18 protein-coding genes are annotated in these 26,415 nt (G+C 66.2%); 12 read left to right on the forward strand and 6 right to left on the reverse strand.

Annotated features, from left to right (window positions below):
* The first annotated feature begins 5 nt into the window (after positions 1–5).
* Together CKY51_RS09990 and recJ are read left to right on the forward strand one after the other, a co-directional pair.
* Positions 6–926, forward strand: coding sequence for a hypothetical protein (locus CKY51_RS09990; RefSeq protein WP_022971555.1), 921 nt, complete (start codon positions 6–8; stop codon positions 924–926).
* On the forward strand, positions 923–2,662 hold the full coding sequence (recJ, locus tag CKY51_RS09995) for a single-stranded-DNA-specific exonuclease RecJ (RefSeq protein WP_022971556.1): 1,740 nt from the start codon (positions 923–925) through the stop codon (positions 2,660–2,662). The genes CKY51_RS09990 and recJ overlap by 4 nt, the downstream gene beginning before the upstream one ends.
* 84 nt (positions 2,663–2,746) lie before the next feature.
* On the opposite strand, the gene CKY51_RS10000 is transcribed toward recJ, so the two are convergent.
* Positions 2,747–3,778, reverse strand: a complete 1,032-nt coding sequence (locus CKY51_RS10000; RefSeq protein WP_022971557.1) for a DUF1176 domain-containing protein — start codon at positions 3,776–3,778, stop codon at positions 2,747–2,749.
* Between the two features lie 119 nt (positions 3,779–3,897).
* The gene (locus CKY51_RS10005; RefSeq protein ID WP_052172232.1) at positions 3,898–5,109 is read right to left on the reverse strand and encodes an acyltransferase family protein; all 1,212 of its coding nucleotides are present in this window, start codon (positions 5,107–5,109) and stop codon (positions 3,898–3,900) included.
* 159 nt (positions 5,110–5,268) lie between these two features.
* On the opposite strand from CKY51_RS10005, the gene CKY51_RS10010 reads away from it, so the two are divergent.
* From CKY51_RS10010 to rpfC, 6 genes are all read left to right on the forward strand, one after another.
* Positions 5,269–6,216, forward strand: a complete 948-nt coding sequence (locus CKY51_RS10010) for a LytTR family DNA-binding domain-containing protein (RefSeq protein WP_031339103.1) — start codon at positions 5,269–5,271, stop codon at positions 6,214–6,216.
* A 257-nt stretch (positions 6,217–6,473) separates the two neighbouring features.
* Positions 6,474–7,599, forward strand: a protein-coding gene (prfB, locus tag CKY51_RS10015; protein WP_152249164.1) for a peptide chain release factor 2 whose coding sequence is annotated in 2 segments (ribosomal slippage) — positions 6,474–6,548 and positions 6,550–7,599 — 1,125 coding nt in all. Because the reading frame shifts where the segments join, the coding sequence is not laid out codon by codon here.
* Positions 7,600–7,785: 186 nt separating this feature from the next.
* A complete protein-coding gene (gene lysS, locus CKY51_RS10020) occupies positions 7,786–9,303 on the forward strand; it encodes a lysine--tRNA ligase (protein ID WP_022971560.1) in 1,518 nt (505 codons plus the stop codon).
* Positions 9,304–9,436: 133 nt separating this feature from the next.
* The gene (rpfG, locus tag CKY51_RS10025; protein WP_152249165.1) at positions 9,437–10,573 is read left to right on the forward strand and encodes a cyclic di-GMP phosphodiesterase response regulator RpfG; all 1,137 of its coding nucleotides are present in this window, start codon (positions 9,437–9,439) and stop codon (positions 10,571–10,573) included.
* A 79-nt stretch (positions 10,574–10,652) separates the two neighbouring features.
* Complete coding sequence (locus CKY51_RS10030; protein WP_152249166.1) at positions 10,653–11,168, forward strand: RpfH protein; 516 nt, start codon at positions 10,653–10,655, stop codon at positions 11,166–11,168.
* Between the two features lie 7 nt (positions 11,169–11,175).
* The gene (rpfC, locus tag CKY51_RS10035; RefSeq protein ID WP_152249167.1) at positions 11,176–13,359 is read left to right on the forward strand and encodes a sensor histidine kinase RpfC; all 2,184 of its coding nucleotides are present in this window, start codon (positions 11,176–11,178) and stop codon (positions 13,357–13,359) included.
* Between the two features lie 12 nt (positions 13,360–13,371).
* On the opposite strand, the gene rpfF is transcribed toward rpfC, so the two are convergent.
* The 3 genes from rpfF to acnA all read right to left on the reverse strand — a co-directional run bounded on the left by rpfF (position 13,372) and on the right by acnA (position 19,400).
* The gene (gene rpfF / locus CKY51_RS10040; protein WP_022971564.1) at positions 13,372–14,241 is read right to left on the reverse strand and encodes a diffusible signal factor synthase RpfF; all 870 of its coding nucleotides are present in this window, start codon (positions 14,239–14,241) and stop codon (positions 13,372–13,374) included.
* A gap of 177 nt (positions 14,242–14,418) precedes the next feature.
* The gene (rpfB, locus tag CKY51_RS10045) at positions 14,419–16,101 is read right to left on the reverse strand and encodes a fatty acyl-CoA ligase RpfB (RefSeq protein WP_152249168.1); all 1,683 of its coding nucleotides are present in this window, start codon (positions 16,099–16,101) and stop codon (positions 14,419–14,421) included.
* Between the two features lie 530 nt (positions 16,102–16,631).
* Positions 16,632–19,400 (reverse strand): aconitate hydratase AcnA, encoded by a 2,769-nt coding sequence (gene acnA, locus CKY51_RS10050; protein ID WP_152249169.1) that lies wholly within the window; start codon positions 19,398–19,400, stop codon positions 16,632–16,634.
* Positions 19,401–19,546: 146 nt separating this feature from the next.
* On the opposite strand from acnA, the gene CKY51_RS10055 reads away from it, so the two are divergent.
* The 4 genes from CKY51_RS10055 (at position 19,547) to CKY51_RS10070 (ending at position 23,846) form a co-directional block, all read left to right on the forward strand.
* A complete protein-coding gene (locus CKY51_RS10055; RefSeq protein WP_031339123.1) occupies positions 19,547–19,795 on the forward strand; it encodes an AbrB/MazE/SpoVT family DNA-binding domain-containing protein in 249 nt (82 codons plus the stop codon).
* Positions 19,792–20,199: a type II toxin-antitoxin system VapC family toxin gene (locus CKY51_RS10060; protein ID WP_022971569.1), complete on the forward strand. Its 408-nt coding sequence runs from the start codon at positions 19,792–19,794 to the stop codon at positions 20,197–20,199. Before CKY51_RS10055 ends, CKY51_RS10060 begins: the two co-directional genes overlap by 4 nt.
* 46 nt (positions 20,200–20,245) lie before the next feature.
* The gene (acnB, locus tag CKY51_RS10065; protein WP_152249170.1) at positions 20,246–22,837 is read left to right on the forward strand and encodes a bifunctional aconitate hydratase 2/2-methylisocitrate dehydratase; all 2,592 of its coding nucleotides are present in this window, start codon (positions 20,246–20,248) and stop codon (positions 22,835–22,837) included.
* A 193-nt stretch (positions 22,838–23,030) separates the two neighbouring features.
* Positions 23,031–23,846 (forward strand): alpha/beta fold hydrolase, encoded by an 816-nt coding sequence (locus CKY51_RS10070; protein ID WP_031339126.1) that lies wholly within the window; start codon positions 23,031–23,033, stop codon positions 23,844–23,846.
* Positions 23,847–24,149: 303 nt separating this feature from the next.
* On the opposite strand, the gene CKY51_RS10075 is transcribed toward CKY51_RS10070, so the two are convergent.
* Positions 24,150–26,411 carry a sensor domain-containing protein gene (locus CKY51_RS10075; RefSeq protein ID WP_022971572.1) on the reverse strand — a complete coding sequence of 754 codons (2,262 nt, stop codon included), beginning with the start codon at positions 26,409–26,411 and terminating at the stop codon, positions 24,150–24,152.
* Between the last annotated feature and the right edge of the window lie 4 nt (positions 26,412–26,415).

Genomic DNA, 26,415 nt, shown 5'->3' on the forward strand with positions numbered 1-26,415 from the left:
ACGCGATGACCACTGCCACGCTGCTGCTGCCGGAAAAACGCCGTTTGCCCGGCACGCTGGTCGATGCCACCGTGGCGCGTGCACTGGCGCGCGCCGATGGGCAGGTGGCCGTCGGGGGCGAGGTGGAGCAGTTGCAGCGGCACTTCGCGCTGACGCCGCGGCACTGGCCGGTCGCCGCGTTGACCCGTCAGCTGGACGCCGGCGACGCGACCGGCGCGGCCTGGGTGCGTGCCGATCCGGCCTACGTGGTGCCGGATATGCAGGGCGCGCGGCTGATGGGCTATGGCGAAGCGCTCGGTCCCACGGCCGAGGACGTGGCGGTGCTGTTGCCCAGCCTCAAGCCGATGTTCGGCGATGCCGGTTTCCTGCTCGACGCACCGACGCCAGCGCGGTGGTACCTGCGGCTGTCGCCGGATGCGCGTCTGCCGGACTTCGATCCACCCGAAGCGGTGATCGGCGAGGACTTGTTTGATCATCTGCCGGCCGGCGACCTGGGCCGGCGTTGGCGCGCCTTGCTGACCGAAGCGCAGGTGATGCTGCACCAGCATCCCTGGAACCAGGGCCGGGTCGCCAACGGCAAGCCGGCGATCAATTCGCTGTGGTTCTGGGGCGGTGGCGTGCTGCCGCATGCGGTGCAATCGCCGCATCGGCAGGTGCGCAGCCGCGAGTCCCTGTTGCGCGCGTTGGCGCTGGCCGCCGGTGCCGATGCCAGTGCCGACCAACCGGTGGACGCGCTGGTGGACCTGCGTCATCTGCGTTCGTTGCAATCGTTCAGTGACGACGCGGTCGCGCCCTTGCTGGCGGCGATGGCGCGCGGCGAACTGGACCGGCTGATCCTGGATTTCCAGGATGGCGAGACGCTCTCGCTGCAGCCATCGCAGCGCTGGCGGTTCTGGCGCAAGCCACGCCAGCAATTGGCCGAATGAAGGCCGCACCGCGGATCGTACGCCGGCCGCCGGGTCCGCCCGGACAGTGGCCGGAGACGGTGCTGCCGCTGCTGCGTCGCCTGTATGCCGCGCGCGGCGCGACCGACCCGCAGGCGGCGCAGCCACGGCTGGCGCACTTGCTGGCGCCGGATCTGCTCGGCAATAGCCACGCCGCCGCCGAACTGTTGGCCGAGGCGATTGCCGCTCAACGCCGCATCCTGGTCGTAGGCGATTTCGATTGCGACGGCGCCACTGCGTGCGCGGTGGCGGTACGTGGACTGCGCATGCTCGGTGCGCTGGACGTGCACCATGCCGTGCCCAATCGCATGGTGCACGGCTACGGGCTGTCGCCGGCGCTGGTCGACGAACTGGCGCCGTTGCGGCCGGACCTGCTGGTCACCGTCGATCACGGCATCGCCTGCCATGCCGGTGTCGCCGCCGCCAAGGCGCGCGGCTGGACGGTGCTGGTCACCGATCATCATCTGCCCGGCACCGCGTTGCCGCCTGCCGATGCCATCGTCGATCCGAATTTGGTCGGCGACGGCTTTCCCAGCAAGACCTTGGCCGGGGTCGGGGTGATCTTCTACGTGCTGCTGGCCTTGCGCGGTGTGCTGCGCGCGCGCGATGCCTTCGTCGGCCGGCCCGAACCGGACCTGGCGACGCTGCTGGACCTGGTGGCGGTTGGCACGGTGGCCGACCTGGTGCCGCTGGATGGCAATAACCGCGCGCTGGTGGCCGCGGGGTTGCGACGACTGCGCGAAGGCAAGGCCTGCATCGGGCTACGCGCCCTGATCGAGGCCAGCGGCCGCGACGCGGCGCGCCTGACCGCCAGCGACATCGGCTTCGCATTGGGGCCGCGACTCAATGCCGCCGGTCGGCTGGAAGACATGGCGCTCGGTATCGAGCTGCTGCTGTGCGAGGACTGGACGCGTGCGCGCGAGATCGCCAGCCTGCTGGAGGAGATCAATGCCGAGCGCCGTGCGGTGCAGCAGTTGATGACCGACGACGCCGAGCAGGCCGTGGCCAAGGTGATGCTGGACGCCGACGGCGCCGTGCCGATCGCGGCCTGCCTGTTCGATGCCGAGTGGCATCCGGGGGTGATCGGCCTGGTCGCGTCGCGCCTCAAGGATCGGCTACACCGGCCGGTGATCGCGCTGGCGCCGGCCGAGCCAGGCAGCAGCCAGTTGCGTGGCTCGGCGCGCTCGATTCCTGGCCTGCATATCCGCGACGTGCTGGCGGCGGTGGATGCGCGCCATCCCGGTCTGCTGCAGAAGTTCGGCGGCCACGCGATGGCGGCGGGCCTGAGCATCGAGGCCGCGGCGTTGCCGGCCTTCGAGCAGGCGTTTCGATCGCAGGTGCAGACGATGGTGGACGCCACGCTGCTGCAGGCCGAACTGCACAGCGACGGCGAACTGGCCGCGCACGAACTGGATCATGTGCATGCCGAAGCGCTGCGCCTGGCCGGCCCGTGGGGGCAGGGGTTTCCCGAACCCTTGTTCGACGGTCAGTTCGAAGTGCTGCAATGGCGGGTGCTCAAGGAACGCCATCTGAAACTGACCCTGCGTTGCGCCGGCCGCGCCGAGCCGCTCAACGCCATCCACTTCAACGGCTGGCACGGCAGCGACCCCGCGCGCGTGCTGCGCCTGGCGTACCGGCTGGTCGGCGACGACTATCGGGGCGGCACGGCGGTGCAGTTGATCGTCGAGCATTGCGAACCGGCATCGTCCGCAGGTTGATGCCGGCGTTCGCCCTGCTTGTTGCCAGGCGGGCAACGCGTCTCCGCGCCAGCGTGCGCGTCGCCCGCGCAGGCATCGGCCCGGTTATTGCTTGACGTCCGCCACGATGGTCGGCAGTTCCCATGCGCCGCCGACAGCCACTAAACGGCATAGGCCGGAGCTGGATTCGGCAGTCTGCACGAAGCGGCGGCCATCCCAGGTCCACGCAGACTGGCTGTAGCAATCACCCAGGCCACGCCCCCGTTGCGAGGCCAGGATGGTGGCGCCATCCAGGTCGCTGGCGTTTAGCGTGATCAAGGTCGGCGCGAACGGCGCGCGTGCATTGACGACCCAGAAACCGGTGCCGGTGTTGTAGGCGGCTGTCCAGCAGTCGGTGGAGACCAGGAGCTTGTCGCTGCTCAGGCGGGTGATGGTCAGTGGTTCCGATGCCTCCCCGCGGTCGAGTCCCTTGCATTCCTCATCGGCGGGAAGGGTGGCGCGTAGCGCCTGATACAGCGCAGGCATCTTGCCCAGGCGTGCGTCGCCAGCCTGCGGCGCAGCCAGCTTGGCTTGGTGAACCTGGGGTGCCGGCAGCGGCGGCAGCACGGCGGATTCGTCGCGATCGCCCTTGCGTACCAGCGCGCCGCGCGTGCCCAGGCGGCCCTGGAATTCATCCATCTTCAGCAGCACCGCCGACGCGCCGTTGTCGGACAGCTGCCAGCGGCGGCCATCGTTGCCGAGTGCGACGATCGTGCTGCTGCGTGGCAGGGCCGCCAGCAGTGCGGCGACCTGGGCGCTGCTCAGCGACGCGGTGCCGCTGTTGCCGTCCAGCGCCAGCTTGCCCAGATTGCGCTGATCGATCTGCAGGCTGAGCGAAGCCGGCAGCTTGGCCTCGTCGTACTGGCCCAGCATCAGTTCTGCGGTGACCGCCTGGCCGGCGCCGGCCTTGCGGGTCAGCAGCACCGAGACCGGCAGGTGTTCGCCTTCGTCCGGCTGGTACCCGGCTGCGCGGCAGGTACGGGTGTTGTCGCAGGCGATGGTCCAATCGTCGTGGCTGAACGCGACGTTGGTGGCCGGTGCGGCCAGGGCGGACACAGGGCTGAGCAGCAATGCCGCGGCGAGCAGGGCGGGACGCATCGTGGTTCCTTCAACGCAGGTCGGGCCGGCAGCTTGCGATGCTGGTTGCACTGCGTCCAGCCACAACCCGTTGCAAGGGGCGAATGCGCTCGTACGACCACACCCGCCATTGGCAGCGATCAGGTTCGTATCGCCAGTGCCGTCTCGTGGATGCGGGGTGTTGGCTCCCGCATCGGCATGCCGAACAACGGCCGCAGCCAGCGCACGCGGCGGATCAGGTATTCGTGCAGCAGCAGGCAACCAGCCACCGTGGTCGCCAGCACCAACGTCGGCTCCAGCCAGGGACCCAGCTGCAGCGGTGCCAGCCAGTACAGCGCCAGGATGATCAGGCTCTGGTGCAGGATGTACCAGGGGAACACCGCCTGGGTGCAGTACGGCAGCCACGCGAACGGGCGGTTCAGTGCATGCTTGGCCCAGCCCAGCAGCGTCAGCAGCGCCAGCCAGGTATACGCCGCGCGCGCCAGGCGTTCGATCACGTCCCAGCGCACGCTGGCCAGCAGATCGCCGAGCTGGGCGCCATCGAGTGTACGGCCCAGATGACGGATGCTCAGCTCGGTGGCAATGGCCAGCAGCGCCACGATCAGCGTCGGCCAGCGCAGTTGCACGGACCAGTCCCAGAACCGTGCATTGCGGGACAGCACGTAGCCAAGCACGAACAAGGGTAAGGATTCGGCATGCACGAACCAGTCGCCGACCAGCGCATGGGTGGGCGGGTGGCGCGGCAGTACCCACAGGACGCAGAAGGCTTCCCACGCGATCGGTGCCAGCAGCAGGGCGGGGACGGCAATGCGGGCCGGCAGCTGCGGCAGGGTCAGCGGCAGTACGCGGCCCAGGGCAATCACCGCCATCAATAACAAGGTGTAGGGCAGCAGGTAGGCGAGGTACCACAGGTGGTTCCAGGTGATGCCGTGCTCCCAGCCATCGAAGCTGCCGGCCGGCCAGGGCTGCACCTGCCAATAGCGCAGCAGAAAGCTGCCGAAGCCAGGCACGACCTTGCCGTTGCTGACGCCCTGGCAGTAGGCCTGCACCGAGACCACGACGAACATGCCGAACAGCAGTGGCGGCAGCAGCCGGCCGCAGCGGCGCCAGGCGAACTGCCAGGGCGCGCGCTCGGCACGTGCCAGATCGATCGCGATGCCGGAGATCATGAACAGCAACGGCATCCGCCAGCGGTTGAGCGCAATCATCGGCGCCTGCAGCCAGTCGCTGGTGTAGGCGCTCTTGAGGTGGAAGTCCCAGCCGGCCACATAGGCCATGCCCACGTGGTAGAGGATCAGCAAGGCGAAGGCGAAGACGCGCAGGGCGTCGATATCGTGGCGGCGTTCGGTCATGGTCGGTGATCGGCGGAGAAGTGGGGGCATCGTGCCCGCTGGCCCGCACCGGTACTGGGGTCAGGGGCGGAATCGCCCTCCCGCAGTGATCAATCGCCCCCCTCCAGGGACGAATCGGGACGGCCGCGACGGCAGTTTCGCCGCGCCGCGCAGGCCTCTATGATCGGCAGCTGCCAACTGGGGACGTCTGCAATGGAAGCAACCGGGCCACGCCCGCCGATCCCCCGTGACCCGGCCGGCCAGGCCGCGAGGCGCTGGGCCGTGGTGATCTGGTCGCTGGTGTTCTACCTCGGTGCGCTGGGCAACGTGCTGACCGCCTGGTTGGCGGCGCGCCGCGATGGCGAGGTCCTGGTCCCGTGGCAGGTGTTGAGCTGGGAGCTGAGCAGCGCCACGGTCTCGCTATTGCTGCTGCCGCCGGTCCTGTGGCTGTGCACGCGCTGGCCCCTGCATGCCGATGGCTGGCGTCGACGCCTGCCCATGTATCTCGCCGCTGCAGTGGGCTGGTGGCTGCTGCATGTCGGCGGCATGGTGCTGCTGCGCAAGGCGATCTATGTGCTGGCAGGCACCCACTACGACTTCGGCGGTTGGTTGCAGTGGTTCTACGAACTGTCCAAGGATCTACGCACCTTCGCCTTGCTGGTTGCCTTGCAACACACGCTGGGCTGGTACGCGCGAAGGCGCCAGGGCGAGGCGCATCTGCTGGCGGCGCCGGACGAGGGGCCACCGGTGGAGCCACTGGAACGCCCGGAACGTTTTCTGGTGCGCACGCTTGGCCGCGATTTCCTGGTCGCCACCGCCGATATCGAATGGATCCAGGCCTCCGGCAACTACGTCAACCTGCACGTCCGGGGGCACGACTACCCGCTGCGCAGCACGATGGCCGCGATCGAGTCCAAGCTGGATCCGGGCGTGTTCGTGCGGATCCATCGCAGTTATCTGGTCAATCTGGGCCAGGTGCAGGCGATCGAGCCGTCCGATTCCGGCGACGCACGCGTGCATCTGCGCGATGCCGCGGTGCTGCCCTGCAGCCGCAGCCAGCTGGCTGGCCTGCGGGCGCGTGCCGGCCAGGTGCCGGCGACGCCGAGAGCTGAAGCCGCGGTGGCGTGATCGGCCGGGTCGAGCGCGACGGGGCAACGGTGGGGCCCCGTTGCGCGTCCTGACCGACCTCTTTGGACGCATATCAATGCATCGGTCCGGTGCCACCGCGACGCCATCACGCACGGAGGCCGGACGATGCGCTGCGGCTGAGTGCGGTTGCCGCAACCGTCAGCGTGCTGCGGCTGCTGCCTGCGCGCGGGGAGCGCCGCGTTTCGCCACCGGCGCCCGCTTGCTAAACTAGCGAGCTTGTTTGCCGGAACTCCGTCATGATCGAAACCAATCCGATCCGCCAGCGCATCACCGATCTCAACGATCGCGTGCTCTCGCTCAGGGGGTATCTTTGACTACGACGCCAAGAAAGAGCGTCTAGAGGAAGTCAGCCGCGAGCTGGAGAGCCCGGAAGTCTGGAACGACGCCGAGCGCGCCCAGGGCCTGGGCCGCGAGCGCTCCATGCTCGAGAAGACCGTCGGCGGCATCGCCGATGTGCTGTCCGGGTTGGCCGACGCGGTCGACCTGCTGGAGCTGGCCGAGAGCGAGCAGGATGAGGAAACCGCGCTGGCCGTGGTTGCCGACCTGGATCGCTACCAGTTGCAGGTCGAGAAGCTGGAGTTCCAGCGCATGTTCTCCGGCAAGATGGACGGCGCCAACGCGTTCGTCGACATCCAGGCCGGTGCCGGCGGCACCGAAGCGCAGGACTGGGCGGAAATCCTGCTGCGCATGTATCTGCGCTGGGCCGAGTCGCGTGGTTGGAAGACCGAGCTGATGGAAGTCTCTGGCGGCGAAGTGGCAGGCATCAAGTCGGCCACGATCCGGGTCGAGGGCGACTTCGCCTATGGCTGGTTGAAGACCGAGATCGGCGTGCACCGGTTGGTGCGCAAGTCGCCATTCGATTCGGACAATCGCCGGCATACCAGCTTCACCTCGGTGTTCGTCTCGCCGGAAGTCGACGACGACATCGAGATCGACATCAATCCGGCCGACCTGAGGACCGACGTCTACCGCTCCTCCGGTGCCGGTGGTCAGCACGTCAACAAGACCGAGTCGGCGGTGCGCATCACCCACGTCCCGTCCGGGGTGGTGGTGGCCTGCCAGACCGGCCGCAGCCAGCACCAGAACCGCGATAACGCGATGAAGATGCTGGCCGCCAAGCTGTACGAGCTGGAAGTGCAGAAGCGCAATGCCGAGAAGGATGCGCTGGAAGCGACCAAGTCCGATATCGGTTGGGGCAGCCAGATCCGCAACTACGTGCTCGATCAGAGCCGGATCAAGGATCTGCGCACCGGTGTGGAGCGCAGCGATACCCAGAAGGTACTCGACGGCGACCTGGACGAATTCGTCGAGGCCAGCCTGAAGGCCGGCCTGGCGGCCGGCGCCAAGCGCCTGGATGCCTGAGGTTCGCCGGCGGCCAGTCCGCCGGCCACCGCCGCTTCCACCGCCGATGCGTACGCCGCTGCGCCTTCGCCGATAGTTCCCGTACCGCCCGTGGCTTATCGTGCACGGAGCGGTGCACCGCGCGGAACCGGATGTCCGGTTTCGTCTCCGGGCAGCGATGCCCCTCCTCACAGACCGAACGCCGCCATGACCGAGCAGACTCCCGCGCCTCAGCCCCCCGTCGACGAGAACAGCCTCATCGCCGAGCGCCGCGCGAAACTGGGCACGCTGCGCGGGCAGGGGATCGCCTATCCCAACGACTTCGTCCGCGAACAATTCGCCGGCGACCTGCAGGCCGAGTTCGCCGATGCAGAGGCCTGGACGGCCGAAGCGCTGGAAGCCAGCGGGCGCACGGTCCGGATGGCCGGCCGGTTGATGGCCAAGCGGGTCATGGGCAAGGCCAGCTTCGCGCAGATCCAGGACGAGTCCGGCCGCGTCCAGCTGTTTCTGCAGGGCAATGTGCTCGGCGATGCCTACACCGCCTTCAAGGGCTGGGATGTCGGCGACATCGTCGCGGTGGAGGGCGGATTGACCCGCACCAAGACCGGCGAGCTGTCGGTCAAGGCGACCGCACTGCGGCTGCTGACCAAGTCGCTGCGGCCGTTGCCGGACAAGTGGCATGGCCTGGCCGACGTCGAGCAGCGCTATCGCCAGCGCTACGTCGACCTGATCGTGACCCCGGAGTCGCGCGAGGTCTTCATCAAGCGCTCCAAGATCATCCGCGCCATCCGCGCCTGGCTGGATACGCGCCGCTTCCTGGAAGTGGAGACGCCGATGATGCATTACATCCCCGGTGGCGCCACCGCCAAGCCGTTCACCACCCATCACAACGCCCTGGACCTGGACCTGTACCTGCGGGTCGCGCCGGAGCTGTACCTGAAGCGGCTGGTGGTCGGGGGGCTGGAGCGGGTCTACGAAATCAACCGCAATTTCCGTAACGAGGGGGTGTCGACCCGGCACAACCCCGAGTTCACCATGCTCGAGTTGTACGAGGCCTACGCCACCTACCACCAGATCATGGACCTGACCGAGCAGGTGATTCGCGACACCGCGCAGACGGTGCTGGGGACCACCGAGGTCAGCTGGGACGGGGCCGCCATCGATCTGACGCCGGCTTTCCGACGCTGGCGCATGGATGAGGCCGTTCGGCACCACAATCCCGAGATCAGTGCGGCCGACTGTACCGACCGCGCCGCACTGTTGCGGCACTGCGAGCGACTCAAGATCAAGGTCAAGCCGTCCTACGGCTGGGGCAAGCTGCTGCTGGAGATCTTCGAGGCCACCGTCGAGCACACCCTGGTGCAGCCGACCTTCATCACCGACCATCCGGTGGAGGTATCGCCGTTGGCGCGTGCCAGCGATACCGAGCCAGGCTACACCGATCGCTTCGAGCTGTTCATCAACGGCAAGGAGCTGGCCAACGGCTTTTCCGAGCTCAACGACCCGGAAGACCAGGCCGCGCGCTTCCAGGCGCAGGTCCAGGCCAAGGATGGCGGCGACGACGAGGCGATGCACTACGACGCCGACTATATCCGTGCCCTGGAGTACGGCATGGCACCGACCGGTGGGCTGGGCATCGGCATCGACCGCCTGGTGATGCTGCTGACCGGCAGCACCTCCATCCGCGATGTATTGCTGTTCCCCTATATGCGTCCGGAAGCCTGAGTTTTTTCTGCCGACTGCGTGCCTACGGCACAGATACTGCATATGCTAGGGCGGAGCCCGGCGGTATCGCCGGGGAAGCTGGCCTAGGGGCCGGCGTGATGCTTCCGGGTCTGAAGACCGAGGAGGAACGGGTATGCAGGATGTTTTAGGGGCGCCGGCGGGTGTATCGTCGGCTGACACATGGGGAAGCTGGTCGGCAAAGGCGGATCTGGGATTGAACATCGTCATCGTCGATGACCAGATGTCTGCGCGGACGATGCTGCGCCATGTCATCGAGGACATCGCACCGGAATTGAAGGTGCATGACTTCGGCGACCCGCTCGACGCGCTGGCCTGGTGCGAATCCGGGCAGGTCGACCTGTTGCTGCTGGACTATCGCATGCCCGGCATGGACGGGCTGGAGTTCGCGCGCCGGTTGCGCCGGCTGCCCAGCCATCGCGACATTCCCATCATCCTGATCACCATCGTCGGTGACGAGCCCATCCGGCAGGCCGCGCTGGAGGCCGGGGTCATCGATTTCCTGGTCAAGCCGATCCGCCCGCGCGAGCTGCGGGCGCGCTGCTCCAACCTGTTGCAGCTGCGCCAGCAAAGCGAGAGCGTCAAGCAACGTGCGCTGTCGCTGGAGCAGCGCTTGCTGGCCAGCATGAACGAGGTCGAAGAGCGCGAGCGCGAGACGCTGTCGCGGCTGGCGCGTGCGATCGAGTACCGCGACGCGGGTACCAGTGCGTTTCTGGAGCGCATGTCGCACGTGGCCGGACTGATCGCCGAGCAATTGGGCCTGTCCGAAGAGGAGGTGCGCATCATCGAGATGGCCGCTCCGCTGCACGACATGGGCAAGATCGCCATCCCCGATGCGGTGCTGCTCAAGCCCGGCAAGCTCACCGACGACGAGATGAGCGTGATGCGACGCCATCCGCGCATCGGCTATGAACTGCTCAGCGGCAGCCAGAACCGTTTCATCCAGGTCGGCGCGCTGATCGCCTTGCGCCATCACGAGCGTTACGACGGCAGTGGTTATCCCGATGGGCTGGTCGGCGAGGCGATTCCGCTGGAAGCGCGCATCGTCGCGGTGGCCGATGTCTTCGACGCCTTGTTGTCGGCGCGCCCGTACAAGGATGCCTGGACGATGGACGCTGCCTTGGCCTATCTCTATGCGCAACGCGGTCGCCTGTTCGATCCGCGTTGCGTCGATGCCCTGTTGCGGGCGCGTCCGCAGCTGGAGCAGATCTGCGGCGAGTTCTCCACCGCATCGGCGCGCCCTGGGATGTGAAGTGAGGCGGGCGTGCCGGCAACTGAGCAATCGTCTGTCGGAGCGTTCCGATAGCGAGCATGTCCAGGCGTTGGTGCGCATGGCAATGATCGCGCTGATCATCGCCTACACCGCAGCCTGCGCAGATCGCTGGCATCTGTCGGCGCAGCAGTGGCATCGCCTGCTGTGCCTGCTTGTGAGCGCGCAAGCCATGGCGATGATCATTTTCGCCTGCATCCTGATCCGGCCGCAGCGCTCGGACCTGCGCCGCAAGCTTGGCATGGTGTCCGACTATGGCCTGCTTGGCCTGGCGATGACTTGGCTCGGCGCTCCGATGGCCGGTCTGTATGTCGTGCTGTTGTGGGTGACCATCGGCAATGGGCTGCGTTTTGGGCGGCAGTGGCTGCAGACGGCCGTCGCCATGGCAGTGCTCAGCTTCGGCAGTACGCTGGCCAACAGCCATTATTGGCAGCAGCAGCTGGAGCTGGGCCTCGCGCTGCTGGCGGCGCTGGTGGCGATCCCGCTGTCGTTGTCCGGGCGTCTGCAGGCTGCCGAGGCGCAGACGCCGCCGGAGGAATCCCAGGCGACGCCTTCATCGTCGCATCTACGCGTCTGAGGAAGCTATGAGCTCTCCGCTGCCCTGGTTGAAACAGCGCCTGTCCGGACGCCCGGATAGCGAACATGCGCAGAACCTGATCCGCATCATCATCACCACGCTGTTCATTTCCTACCTGGGCTGGCGTTACCAGCAGACCCACGGCGACACCTTGGTGGCGACCTGGTTGATCCTGATGGGCGAGCTGCTGGTCGCGCTCGGACTGATGGTTGCGATCCTGCTGCGTCCGCAGGTGTCCCATCTGCGGCGCGTGATCGGCATGCTGCTGGACTACGTCAGCATGGGCGCGATCATGGCGATCCAGGGCGAGCCGGCCTCGCCGCTGTACGCGGTGGTCATGTGGGTGACCATCGGCAACGGCCTGCGCTATGGCAGCAACTATCTGCGTACCGCGACCGCGATGGGGAGCATGAGCTTTCTGGTCGCGATCCTGGTGTCCCCATACTGGAAAGACAATCCATATCTCAGCTGGGGATTGTGGCTGGGCCTGATCGCGGTGCCGCTGTACTTCGATTCGCTGCTGCGCGCGATGACGCGTGCGGTTCGCGAAGCGCGCCATGCCAACCAGGCCAAGAGCCGCTTCCTGGCCAACATGAGCCACGAATTCCGCACGCCGCTCAATGGTTTGTCCGGCATGACCGAGGTGCTGGCCACCACGCGCCTGGATGCCGAACAGAAGGAATGCCTCAACACCATCCAGGCCTCCGCGCGCAGCCTGCTGTCGTTGGTGGAGGAGGTGCTGGACATCTCGGCGATCGAGGCGGGCAAGATCCGCATCGATCATCACGACTTCTCGCTGCAGGACTTGCTGGCATCGGTGAACCTGATTCTGCAGCCGCAGGCCAGTAGTCGCGCGCTGGACTATCGCGCCGAGGTGGCCGACGACCTGCCCGACCGCCTGCACGGCGACAGTGGTCACCTGCGACAGGTGCTACTCAATATCGCCGGCAATGCGGTCAAGTTCACCGAGCAAGGGCATGTATGGGTGCGCGTCAGCCGGGTTGGCGGCATCAGCGAGACATCGCTGCGCCTGCGGTTCGAGGTCGAAGATACCGGCATCGGCGTGCCGCTGGAGATGCGCCCGCGGTTGTTCGAGGCCTTCGAGCAGGCCGATGTCGGCCTGTCGCGTCGCTACGAAGGAACCGGCCTGGGGACGACGATCGCCAAGGGGTTGGTGGAGGCCATGGGCGGCGCCATTGGCTTCAGCGAGAATCGGCCCAACGGCAGCGTGTTCTGGTTCGAACTGCCGATGCGCATCGCGGCAGCAACCGCGGCCTCGGCCTCGGAGGCGGCGCCGGCCGGCGTGCTGCTCGATGCGCCCGATGAGCTCGAGTCTTCCAACGTCATCGCATTTTCCAACCCGTTCTTGCGCCATCGCGCCCGTGTGCGCAGCATGCGCTTGTTGGTGGCCGACGACCATGGGGCCAACCGCATGGTGCTGCAGCGCCTGTTGGAAAAGGCCGGCCACCGCGTGACCTGCGTCAATGGCGGCGAGCAGGTGCTGGACGCGATCGCGCAAGAGGATTTCGACGGCATCATCGTCGACCTGCACATGCCGGGCATGAGTGGCCTGGACATGCTCAAGCAGCTGCGGGTGATGCATGCCAGTGGCATGCGCTATACGCCGGTGGTGGTGCTCAGCGCTGACGTGACGCCGGAAGCGATCCGCAGCTGCGAGCAGGCAGGGGCGCGCGCTTTCCTGGCCAAACCGGTCGTCGCGACGCGCCTGCTGGATACCGTCGCTGATCTGGCTGCCAGCACGCGACAGTTGGCGACGCCAGCGGTTGCCGCGCAGGGGCCGACAGCCGTGGAGGGGGTGCTCGATGCCAGTGTGCTCGACGAGCTGGCGTCGCTGGGCATGGGCGATGAATTCGAGCGCCAGTTCGTCCGCCAGTGCCTGGAGGACGCGCACAACTGCGTGCTGGCCATCGACCGCGATGGCAGCCGCGCTGATTGGGAACAACTGCGCGAGAGTGCCCATGCCTTGCGCGGCGTGGCCAGCAACCTTGGGCTCGCCCAACTGGCGGCCAGCGGCGGCGAACTGATGCGGCACGCCGACTGGCAACTGCAGGCCGAGTGGCGGCAGCGGGTCAAGGTCCTGCACGAGCAGCTGGCGGCAGGAAAGGATGCACTCGACGCACGCATGCAGCGCGTCAAGGACGACGAGTGCTCCCCCCGTAGTCGCGAGTGAGGACGCGGGCGCTCAGTCCACATCGGTGCCGGAGCGACGCGATTGTGCGCGGACCAACCGGTCCATGGTCCGCAGCGACTTGTCGCCCAGCTGCATCGCGGTGTCTACCCAGATTTCGGTGATGCGCATCATTTCCTCCAGCGGGACCGCAGTGGTGATCTCACGGACCTGTTGCATCGCTGCCCAGGCATGCGGGGTGCGCTTGCTTTCGCGGATGACCTGTTCCACGGCGGCAACTCCCTGACCGCGCGGAACCACGCGATCGACCAGGCCCATCGCATGCAGTTCTTCGGCCGAATAGAGGTTGCCCTCGAGCATCAGCCGCTGCGCCACCTGCGGACTGACGCGCTGGCACATGAAGGAATAGGCGCCCATGCCCGGGAACAGGTCGAACAACACCTCGGGCAAGCCCATCATCGCGCCTTCTTCGGCGACGATGGTGTGGCAGCTCAAGGCCGCCTCGAAGCCGCCGCCCAAGGCATTGCCTTGCACCAAGGCGATGCTGTGGGCACGCGCCCCCAGGCCCACATGGAAAGCGTGCACGCCACGCACGCAGCGTTGGGCGTAGTCCAGCAGGCGGGCACGGTCGCCCTCGCGGATCAGTTGGCAGAATAGGGCCAGGTCGCCGCCGAGATTGAAGACATCGCTGTCGGAGGCCAGCACCACATGCGGCGACAGCACGCCAGCATTGCTCAGGCGCTGCCCCAGCTGCTGCTGGTAGCTCACGATGTCGTCGACCAGGCGCGACGAGAAACAGGCGCGCCCCGGGTGGGTGGCCAGATCCGCGTGCATGTGGATCCAATAGACGTCGCGTTGCGTCTCCTCGATGACGCGAAGGGTAGGGCCGGTATTGCTGCGCAGGAAGGGCTGGACTGCTGACATGGTAATTCTCCGTAAGACCGTCCGGCCGGTCGCCTTGCGGACGGAGAAGTGAAGAAGAGGTAAGCGTGCGCCGACGGTGGATTCTATGCGTGCAAAAGCAAACGCCCGCAAGGCCTTGTGGCATTGCGGGCGCGGCATCGTTACGGCTGAGCCTGGCTCCGGCCGTGGTAGAACCGATTAGGTTTTGGAGGTATCCCGCAGCTCGCGCCGCAGGATCTTGCCCACGTTGGTCTTGGGCAGTTCCTTGCGGAACTCGATCACGCGCGGTTGCTTGTAGCCGGTCAGGTTGGCGCGCGCATGCGCCTTGACGTCTTCTGCGGTAAGCGCCGGGTCCTTCTTGACGATCACCACCTTGACGATCTCGCCGGACTTCTCGTCCGGCATGCCGACCGCCGCGACCTCCAGCACGCCAGGCAGCGCGGCGATCACGTCCTCGATCTCGTTGGGGTACACATTGAAACCGGAGACCAGGATCATGTCCTTCTTGCGATCGACGATATAGACGAAGCCTTGTTCGTCCATGCGTGCGATGTCGCCGGTGTGCAGCCAGCCGTCGGCATCCATCACCTTGGCCGTCTCGTCCGGCTTCTTCCAATAGCCCTTCATCACCTGCGGGCCCTTGATGCACAACTCACCGATCTCGCCGAGCGGCAGGACGTTGCCGTCGTCGTCCTTGATGCAGGCGTCGGTGGAGGGAATCGGCAAGCCGATCGAACCGTTGTAGTCCTTCAGGTCCAGCGGATTCATGCAGGCAGCCGGCGAAGTCTCGGTCAGGCCGTAGGCTTCCACCAGCGTCAGGCCGGTCACCTGTTTCCAACGCTCGGCGACCGACCGCTGTACAGCCATGCCGCCGCCGAGGCTCATCTTGAGCGAGGAGAAGTCGATCTGGTCGAAGCCGGGCGTGTTGAGCAAGCCGTTGAACAAGGTATTGACGCCAGTGAAGGCGGTGAAGCGGGTCTTCTTCAATTCCTTGACGAAGCCCGGCATGTCGCGCGGATTGCTGATCAGGTGATTGCAGCCGCCGATCTTCATGAAGACCAGGCCGTTCGCGGTCAGCGCGAAGATGTGATACAGCGGCAAGGCGGTAATGACGACCTCGTTGCCTTCTTCCAGCTTGCCGGTGCTCGCCAGCCATTGGTGCGCCTGCTGCATGTTGGCGACCAGGTTGCGATGGGTGAGCATCGCGCCCTTGGCCACCCCGGTCGTGCCGCCGGTGTATTGCAGGAAGGCGATGTCGTCGGACTCGATCTGCACGCTCGGCACACGGTGCTTGCGGCCCAGCGCCAGCGCCTCACGGAAGCGAATCGCGCCCGGAATGCGGTATTCCGGCACCAGCTTCTTGACGTACTTGACGACGAAGTTGACCAGCGCCGCTTTCGGGAAGCCCAGCATGTCGCCCAGGCCGGTGGTGATCACCTGCTTGATCGGCGTGTCGGCGACGACTTGCTGCACGGTGGTGCCGAAGTTGTCGATGACCACCAGCACGCTGGCGCCGGAATCGACCAATTGGTGCTTCAGCTCGCGCGCGGTGTACAGCGGGTTGACGTTCACCACGGTCAGCCCGGCGCGCAAGATCCCGAAGGTGGCGATCGGATATTGCAGGCAGTTGGGCATCATCAAGGCGACGCGGTCGCCTTTCTTCAACTGCAACTCGCCGAGCAGATAGCCGGCGAACTGGTCCACCAGCGCATCGGTCTCGCGATACGTCAGGGTCTTGCCGAAGCTGTGATAGGCCGGCCGGTCGCTGAAGCGTGCCGCTGACGTGGCGAAGACTTCGGACACCGTGCGGAACTGGCCCATGTCCACTTCGGCCCCGACACCGGCCGGATAACTTTGCAACCAAGGACGTACCTGACTCATCTGCCCCCCCTCCAGGGAATTCGGTTCGCGCTGCGTGTTCCACGACATCGCAGCTGCGGCCAGCATACCGTCATGAATGGAAAAGGCGAAGCGTGACGCGCAGCGGCATTTCCGAACGCGATCCAGGGTGGTGGCCGATCCCGCTACCCATCCTGGCGAGGGCAGGGCATCGCCGTCGCCGTCGCAAGGGACTGATCACCGGCAACAGCGGCGCAAGAGGCGATGCGTCGGGCAAGCGCGTGTGTGCCACATCGCTCCCGATGGGCGGCGCCACCGGGCGTTAGTCCTCGCCGGCGCGCTTTGCGTCTCATCGAGCGCTGCTGATCGCGCGCAATGCGCGCGGATCGTCGCCAGTCGCGGCCACGCGACAGGGCGTTGTGCGGTCGCGTGGTTTGGTTTGTTTCCGCCAGCCCGGCTTGGGGAATGCGTGTGTCACCCGCCGTCGTGAGGGTGTGGCCGCGGTGGCCATCCCCCTGGGAGGCCGTCGGCAGTGCCCTGATCGCCGACGAAGGCGATCAGGGCAACCGGCATCATGCCGCCTTGCGTGCCGCCAGCTGACGCAGCACGTACTGCAACAGACCGCCGTGTTTGAAGTATTCCACTTCCTTGGGCGTCAGCAGCAGGACCTTGACCTGGAATTGCTTGACGCTGCCGTCGGACTTTTTCGCATCGATCGTGGCGCGTCGGCTGGCGCCGTCTTCCAGTCCGGTGATATCCAGCACCTCCGAGCCATCCAGTCCCAGCGTCTGGGCGTTCTCGCCATCGAGGAACTGCAGCGGCAGCACCCCCATGCCGACCAGGTTGGAGCGATGGATGCGTTCGAAGCTTTCGGCGATCACCGCCTTGACCCCGAGCAGATTGGTGCCCTTGGCCGCCCAGTCGCGCGAGGAGCCGGTGCCGTATTCCTTACCGGCCAGCACCACCAGCGGCACGCCGTCGGCTTTGTACTTCATGGCCGCATCGTAGATCGCCAGCTTTTCAGGCGCACCGCCGCGCTTGGGGTAGTACAGCGTGTTGCCGCCTTCCTCGCCGCCGAACATCAGGTTCTTGATGCGGATGTTGGCGAAGGTGCCGCGCACCATCACATCGTCGTTGCCGCGGCGGCTGCCATAGCTGTTGAAGTCGACCGGCTGTACGCCGCGCTCCTGCAGGAAGCGCCCGGCCGGCGAGTCCTTCTTGATGTTGCCGGCCGGCGAGATATGGTCGGTGGTAATCGAGTCGCCGAACAGGCCCATGATGCGCGCGCCGTGCACGTCCTCGACATGGCCGACCTGCATGGTCATGCCATCGAAGTAGGGCGGGTTCTTGATGTAGGTGGACGTGGCGTCCCATTCGTACAGGGCACCGTCCGGCGAGGCGATGGTGTTCCAGCGGCTGTCGCCCTTGAACACATCGGCATAGTTCTGCTTGAACATCTCCGGGCCGACGGTGGCGGCGATGGTGTCGCCGATGTCCTTGTTGCTCGGCCAGATGTCGCGTAGATAGACCGGCTGGCCATCGCTGCCGGTGCCCAGCGGATCGGAGGTCAGGTCGATGTCGGTGGTGCCGGCAATGGCGTAGGCCACGACCAGCGGCGGCGAGGCGAGATAGTTCATCTTCACCTCCGGATGCACGCGACCTTCGAAGTTGCGGTTGCCCGACAGCACCGAGGCCACCACCAGATCGTCCCGCGCGATGGCCGCCGATACGTCGTCCGGCAACGGGCCGGAATTGCCGATACAGGTCGTGCAGCCGTAGCCCACCACGTAAAAACCCAGTTTTTCCAGGTCGGGCAGGACGCCGGCCTTTTCCAGGTAATCGGTGACCACACGCGAGCCGGGGCCAAGCGAGGTCTTGACCCACGGCTGCGCCTTCAGCCCCTTGGCGACCGCATTGCGCGCGAGCAAGCCGGCGCCCAGCATCACCGCCGGGTTGGAGGTATTGGTGCAGGACGTGATGGCCGCGATCACCACCGAACCATCGTGCAGCTGCCAGCTGGCACCGCTGGCAGCGGCGGTTTCCGCGTGCGCTGCCTTGGCGCCGACGGCAGTCCCGCCGCCGCCTTCGTTCTTCAGACGATCTTCCTGTTTCAGATCGGTCGACCGCTTGCTGCGCGCCTCGGCGAATGGCTTCAAGCTCTCGCGGAAATTGGACTGCATGTCCTGCAGCAACACCCGATCTTGCGGACGCTTGGGCCCGGCCAGCGATGGCTTGACCTGGCCCATGTCCAATTCCAGCGTGGCGCTGTAGTGCGCATGCGGGGTGTCGGCGTCATGCCAGAGGCCTTGCGCCTTGGCGTAGGCCTCGACCAGCGCGATCTGCTCCTCGCTGCGGCCGGACAGCCGCAGGTAGGTCAGCGATTCGCCGTCGATCGGGAAGATGCCGCAGGTGGCGCCGTACTCCGGCGCCATGTTGCCGATAGTGGCGCGATCGGCCAGTGGCAGGTGCTGCAGGCCGTCACCATAGAACTCAACGAACTTGCCCACCACGCCAAGCTTGCGCAGCATCTGGGTCACGGTCAGCACCAGGTCGGTGGCGGTGGCGCCTTCGGGCAGCTTGCCGGTGAGCTTGAAGCCCACCACCTGCGGAATCAGCATCGACGACGGCTGGCCCAGCATCGCCGCTTCCGCCTCGATGCCGCCCACGCCCCAACCGAGCACGCCGATGCCATTGATCATGGTGGTGTGGCTGTCGGTGCCGAACACGGTATCGGGATAGGCGATCGGCGTGCCGTCCTTGTCGGCGCTCATCACCACGCGCGCCAGGTTTTCCAGGTTCACCTGGTGGACAATGCCGGTGTTGGGCGGCACCACCTTGAAGTTGTCGAACGCCTTCTGGCCCCAGCGCAGGAAGCCGTAGCGTTCCTGGTTGCGCTGGAATTCGATCTTGCCGTTGAGGTCCAGTGCCTCGGGTTTGCCGAAGACATCGACCTGTACCGAGTGGTCGATGACCAGTTCGGAGGGGATCTGCGGGTTGATCTGATCGGCCTTGCCGCCCAGCTTGACCACGGCATCGCGCATCGCCGCCAGGTCGACGACGCAAGGCACGCCGGTGAAATCCTGCAGAACCACGCGCGCCGGCATGAAGGCGATCTCGGTGTCTGGATCGGCCGCGGGGTTCCAACGTGCCACCGCCTCGATGTGCTCCTTGCCGACGGTGGCGCCGCCATCCTCGTGCCGGAGCAGGTTCTCCAGCAGGATCTTCATCGAGTAGGGCAGGTGGCCGATGTCGAAGCGTTCACCGAGCTTGGGCAGGCTGTAGTAGTCGTAGCGGCTGCCGTTCACCTCCAGCGAGGTGCGAGTGGAGAAGGAATCGTGCATTGCATTGCTCCCATGGCGTCGAGGCTTAGGTCACCCACCATTCTGAGCGATTCAGTGTGTACAGACGGTGTGTCCAAGGGCATCCGTACGCTTGAGTACGACGGTCTAGGTACGTAAAATCCATGCATACTTTCTGGAGCATGCCCATGGAAGCCACGGTTGCCGAACGCGGTCAGATCACCCTGCCGAAGGCGGTGCGCGATGCGCTGGGCCTGACCAAGGGCACCACCTTGAAGATCGAGCTGGACGGCGGGCGCATCATCCTGCGCAAGGACGTCAGCGAGGCCCTGCGCAAGGTGCGCGGCAAGTTCAAACTGGTCGATGGCCTGACCAGTACCGACCAGGCCATGCGTGCCATCCGCGGGCGGGCGCCGGGAGATCCGGTCGAGCCATGATCGCGCTGGATTCCTCGGTCCTGCTGGACATCCTGATCGGCGACCCGGTGTATGGCGATGTCTCGGAAACCTGCATCGGCGATGCGCTGGCGCGCGACGAGGTCGTCGTCTGCGATGCCGTGGTCGCCGAGGTGCAGGCCATGCTCGACACCTCGCTGGATTTGATGGAGACGCTGGCCTCGATCGGCGTGCGCTACGAGCCCACCCAGGAGGCCGCCGCCGTCCGTGCCGGGCATATGAACAAGCGTTTCCGCGCCCGCGGCGGTACCCGCGAGCGGGTCGTGGCCGATTTCCTGATCGGCGCCCACGCCATGCTCCAGTGCGAAGGGCTGATCACCCGCGACGAGAGTTTTTTCCGCGACTACTTCAAGGGCTTGAAGATTATCGTCCCCAAGCCCGCCTGATCCGGTTGCACGTTCCCACTTCACTGCTGTCTTTCGGAGAATCCGCATGTTGGAAGCCTACCGCCACCACGTTGCAGAGCGCGCCGCGCTCGGTATCCCGCCGCTGCCGCTGACCGCGCAGCAAACCGCCGCCGTCATCGAGCTGCTCAAGGCGCCGCCGGCCGGCGAGGAAGACTTCCTGGTCGATCTGATCAGTCACCGCGTGCCGGCCGGCGTCGACGACGCGGCCAAGGTGAAGGCCTCCTACCTGGCCGCGGTGGCGTTCGGCACCGAAACCACGCCGCTGCTGAGCGCCAAGCGCGCCACCGAGCTGCTGGGCACCATGCTGGGCGGCTACAACATCCATCCGCTGATCGAACTGCTCGACCACGCCGAACTGGGCGCGGTGGCGGCCGAAGGCCTGAAGCACACCCTGCTGGTGTTCGATGCCTTCCATGATGTGCAGGAAAAGGCCGACGCCGGCAATGCGCACGCCAAGGCCGTGCTGCAGAGCTGGGCCGATGCCGAGTGGTTCACCAGCAAGCCGGAAGTGCCGCAGAGCCTGACCATCACCGTGTTCAAGGTGCCGGGCGAGACCAATACCGACGACCTGTCGCCGGCGCCGGACGCGACCACCCGCCCGGACATCCCGCTGCACGCGCTGGCGATGCTGAAGAACAAGCGTCCGGATGCGGCTTTCGTGCCGGAGGAAGACGGCAAGCGCGGTCCGGTGCAGGAAATCCTTTCGTTGAAGGACAAGGGCCATCTGGTCGCCTATGTCGGCGACGTGGTCGGCACCGGTTCCAGCCGCAAGTCCGCCACCAACTCGGTGCTGTGGTTCACCGGCGAAGACATCCCGTACATCCCCAACAAGCGTTTCGGCGGCGTGTGCCTGGGTTCGAAGATCGCGCCGATCTTCTACAACACCATGGAGGACGCCGGCGCGCTGCCGATCGAATTGGACGTCTCGCAGATGGAGCATGGCGACGTCATCGAGCTGCGTCCCTACGACGGCAAGGCGCTGAAGAACGGCCAGGTGATTGCCGAGTTCACGCTCAAGAGCGAGGTGCTGCTGGACGAAGTGCGCGCTGGCGGACGCATCCCGCTGATCGTCGGCCGCGGCTTGACCGGCAAGGCGCGCGAAGCGCTCGGCCTGGCGCCGACCGATCTGTTCCGTCTGCCGGTGCAGCCGGCCGATACCGGCAAGGGCTTCTCGCTGGCACAGAAGATGGTCGGCCGCGCCTGCGGCTTGCCGGAAGGACAGGGCATGCGCCCGGGCACCTATTGCGAACCGAAGATGACCTCGGTGGGTTCGCAGGACACCACCGGCCCGATGACCCGCGACGAGCTGAAGGACCTGGCCTGCCTGGGCTTCTCCGCCGACCTGGTGATGCAGTCTTTCTGCCATACCGCTGCCTATCCGAAGCCGGTCGACGTCAAGACCCACCACACGTTGCCGGAGTTCATCTCCACCCGTGGCGGCGTGTCACTGCGTCCGGGCGACGGCGTGATCCACAGCTGGCTCAATCGCATGCTGCTGCCCGACACCGTCGGTACCGGCGGCGACTCGCACACCCGTTTCCCGATCGGCATCTCGTTCCCGGCCGGTTCGGGCCTGGTGGCGTTTGCGGCAGCCACCGGTGTAATGCCGCTGGACATGCCCGAGAGCGTGCTGGTGCGCTTCAAGGGACAGATGCAGCCCGGCGTGACCCTGCGCGATCTGGTCAACGCCATCCCGCTGTATGCGATCAAGGACGGTCTGCTGACCGTGGCCAAGCAGGGCAAGAAGAACATCTTCTCCGGCCGCATCCTCGAGATCGAAGGCTTGCCGGAGTTGAAGGTGGAGCAGGCGTTCGAGCTGTCCGATGCGTCGGCAGAGCGCTCCGCCGCCGGCTGCACCGTGCGCCTGAACAAGGAGCCGATCATCGAGTACCTCACCAGCAACATCACGCTGCTGAAGTGGATGATTGCCGAAGGCTACGCCGACGCGCGCACCCTGGGCCGTCGCATCAAGAAGATGGAAGAGTGGCTGGCCAACCCGCAGCTGCTCGAGCCGGACGCCGACGCCGAGTACGCGGCGGTGATCGAGATCGACCTGGCCGACATCCACGAGCCGATCGTGGCGTGCCCGAACGATCCGGACGACGTCAAGACGCTGTCGGACGTCGCTGGCGCGGCGATCGACGAAGTGTTCATCGGCTCGTGCATGACCAACATCGGCCACTTCCGTGCCGCGGCCAAGTTGTTGGAAGGCAAGCGCGATATCCCGACCCGCCTGTGGGTCGCGCCACCGACCAAGATGGATGCCTCCGAGCTGACCAAGGAAGGCCATTACGGCACCTTTGGCACCGCCGGTGCGCGCATGGAAATGCCGGGCTGCTCGCTGTGCATGGGCAACCAGGCGCAGGCGCGCGAGGGCGCCACGGTGTTCTCCACTTCCACCCGTAACTTCCCCAACCGCCTGGGCCGCAACACCAATGTCTACCTGGGCTCGGCGGAGCTGGCGGCGATCTGCTCGCGCCTGGGCCGCATTCCGACCAAGGAGGAGTACATGGCGGATGTGGGCGTGATCAAGACCAGTGGCGAGCAGATTTATCGCTACATGAACTTCGATCAAATCCAGGAGTACCAGGACGTGGCCGAGACGGTCGCAGCCTGATCCAGCGCTCGCGCAGTCACGAAACGCCCGGCAATGCCGGGCGTTTCGCTTTTTTGGTTGTCACTTCGCATGTCAGTGTGGCACCAAGGCGAACCGCAGCTGACTCGTGTGCCGCGTTGCAACATATTGCAACAAAGCGCGACCTGCGCCGGACTAGAGTAACGCCCGTTTCCTCCACTCCGGTTCGATGCCGATGCCCACTTGCACGATTGCTGGTCAGACGTTGCATTACGCGAAGTACGGTCAAGGGTTCCCGGTCCTTCTGGGGCACAGCTATCTCTGGGACGCGGCGATGTGGGAGCCGCAGATCCAGGCGCTGTCGCCGCACTACCAGCTCATCGTTCCCGAGCTTTGGGGGCATGGACAGTCGGCGGCGTTGCCACAAGGCACCACTGACATCGGTGGTCTGGCGCAACAGATGCTGGCGCTGCTGGACGCGTTGCAGATCGCTGAGTGCGCCGTCGTTGGGCTCTCGGTCGGCGGGATGTGGGGAGCCGAGTTGGCGTTGCAGGCGCCCGAACGCGTGCGCAGCCTGGTGCTGATGGACACCTTCCTGGGGGCCGAACCGCAGACGAGCCGCCAGCGCTACTTCGCATTGCTCGATCAGATCGAGGCCGCGGGCAGCGTGTCGCCCGAGCTCATCGATGCCATCGTGCCGCTGTTCTTCCGCCCGGGCGCCGACCTGCAGGGCCCGGTGCCGCGCGCCTTCGCGCGGCAACTGAAGGCGATGACCCCGGCGCAACTGCGCGATTCGGTGGTGCCGCTGGGACGGTTGATCTTCGGTCGCGCCGACCGCCTGGACGCGATGGAGGCGCTGGATCCGGCGCGGACCTTCCTGCTGGGAGGAGACGACGACATTCCGCGGCCACCGGAAGAGCTGTGGATGATGGCCGAGGCGATCGGCTGCGACTACGAACTGGTGCCGGAGGCCGGGCATATCACCTCGCTGGATAATCCGACCTTCGTCAACGCGCAATTGCTGGGCTGGTTGCGGCGCACGATCAACTGACCCGTGCGTCCGCAGCGCCCAGTCCATCGCGACCCGGGCGCTGCATCAGCGCTGTGGTAGGCGCTCTAGCTCCTCGTCTAGTGGACGGCGTTGGTTGCGATCAGCAGCATTGCGATCAGCAGCATCGTTGTCGCCTGTATGACTGCGACGAGACGGCTGTCCCTGCGAACAGATGCGGCCGGCGATCAGCTCCCGCAGTTCAAGGTGTGGGGCACGCGGTGGATGGGCGCGGTGCTGCCACCCAGACGCCGTGCAAGCGCCGACGGGGGCGGGTGCTTGCGTGCGGATGAACCGCATCAGCGCTCAGTGCCGTTCGCCGAGCCAGCGTTCCAGGGCGGGGGCGGGCAAGGGGCGCGAGAACAGGTAGCCCTGCAGGACCTCGCAGCCGAGGTCGGCTAGCAGGCGGCGTTGCGCTTCGTTTTCCACGCCTTCGGCGACGACGTGCTTGCGCAGGTTCTCGCCGATGCGCAGCACCGAGGTGGTCAGTGCGCGGGCATCGTCGCTGTGTTCGATGTCGCGGACAAAACTCATGTCCAGCTTCAATTCGTCGATCGGTAGGCGGTGCAGGTGGCTGAGACTGGAATAGCCGGTGCCGAAGTCGTCCAGCGACAAGGAAATGCCGGCCGCGCGGATGGCATGCAAGGTTTCCAAGACGCCGGCCTGACCGGACAGCATTACGCTTTCGGTGATTTCCAGGGTCAGGTCGCTGGGGTGGGCGCCCATTTCAGCGATCAGCCGCAGCAGTTCGTCGAGCATGCGCGGACTTTCGAAGCTGCTGGCCGAGAGATTGACCGACACCCGCGTCACCTGCACACCACGCTGTCGCCAGTCGGCGATCTGGCGGCAGGCATCGCGCAGCACCCAGTCGTTGAGTTGCGGCATCATGCCTTGTTCTTCGGCGACCGGCAGGAAGCGAGCCGGCGAGACGGCGCCCAATTGCGGATGGTTCCAGCGCAACAGCGCTTCCACGCCATAGAGCCCGTGCGGCGCCTGGCTGTGCAACTGCGGTTGGTAGTGCAGTTGCAGTTGGCCGCGGGCGACGGCCTGTCGCAATTCGGCCTCCAGCGCCACCCGCTCCTGCGCCATGCGGTTCATGTCCAGGCTGAAGAAGCGGAAGCGGCCACCGCCTTCCTGCTTGGCGCGATTCATCGCCAGGTCGGCATGCCGCAGCAGGATGGTGATGTCGCGACCGTCTTCGGGAAACATCGCCACGCCGATGCTCGCCGACGGGTGCACGACCATGGTGCCGACCGGCAACGGGCCGGCAATGCTGCCGAGCAGTCGCTCTGCCGCCGCACTGGCTTGCTCGGCGCTGCATTGCGGCAAGGCCAGGGCGAATTCGTCGCCGGCCAGGCGCGCAAGGATGGCGGTTCCAGGCAGTTGCTCGCCGATCCGCAGGGCGATGTCGCGCAGCAAGCCATCGCCGGCGGCATGGCCCTGGCTGTCGTTGATCAACTTGAAGCGGTCGATATTGATGAACATCAGTGCCGCCGGCTCGCCGGCATACTCGGCCAGGGTCAGCGATTGCTCGGCACGCGCGCTGAACATGATGCGGTTGGGCAGGCCGGTGAGCACATCGTAGAAGGCCAGCTGATGGACGCGCTGGCGGGTCTGTTCGCGTTCCAGTGCCAGCGTGCACAGCTGTTGGCACAGATCGGTCAGCTTGACGTGCCAGGCGTCGGCCGCCTGCACGCGGCGGTAATACAGCGCGACGGTGCCGAGCACACGCGAACTATTGGCCTTGATCGGCGTGCTCCAGCAGGCGCGCAGACCCATCGGCAGCAGCAGGTCGCGATACTGCTCAAACAGTGGATCGGTCGCGATGTCTTCGACCATGACCGCGCGACCGCGCCAGGCCGCGGTGCCGCATGCGCCCACGCCCGGCGCGATCTTCAAGCCATTGACCGCGTCGGCGTATTCCGGAGGCAGGCTGGGTGCGGCCAGCGAGTACAGACAGCCCTGGTGATCGGCGCTCATCACCGTGGCCACCACGTCGGGGGCGATGCGCTCGACCTCGGTGCAGATCAGCGTCATCACCTCGATCAGCGGGCGCTCCTGCACCAATGCCTCGAGCACGCGGTGCTGCAGCACCTCGTGCATCTTGGTCTCGGTGATGTCGGTCAGCACCGCGACGTAGTGCGAAGGCTGCTGGTCGGCGGCGTAGATCGGGTTGAAATTCAACGACACCCACAGCGGCCTACCGTCCTTGCGATAGACCAGCAGGTCGGTCTGTGTCTGCTGCAGCGCATCTGCGCGGTCGCGGATGCGGGCCACCTGATCCGGATCGCTGTGCGCGCGGGTCAGCACGTCCGACGGCCGTTGGCCTACCAGTTCGGCCTCGGTATAGCCGAACATGCGCTCGAAGCCTTCGTTGGCGTACAACAGGTGCGACTGCAGGTCGCAGACCAGGATGCCGCTATTGCTGCCGTCCAGCGCCTCGGACAACAGGCGCGCGCGCGTCTGCGCGGGCGCTTCGCCAGGCCGGCCGAACGGCACGACTGGGCGGTCGGCCGCAGTGTCGGATGCGTCCGTTGCCTCGCCGGGTGCCGACGGCCGTGCGGTCATGAGC

Source organism: Xanthomonas maliensis (assembly GCF_009192945.1).
GTDB lineage: Bacteria > Pseudomonadota > Gammaproteobacteria > Xanthomonadales > Xanthomonadaceae > Xanthomonas > Xanthomonas maliensis.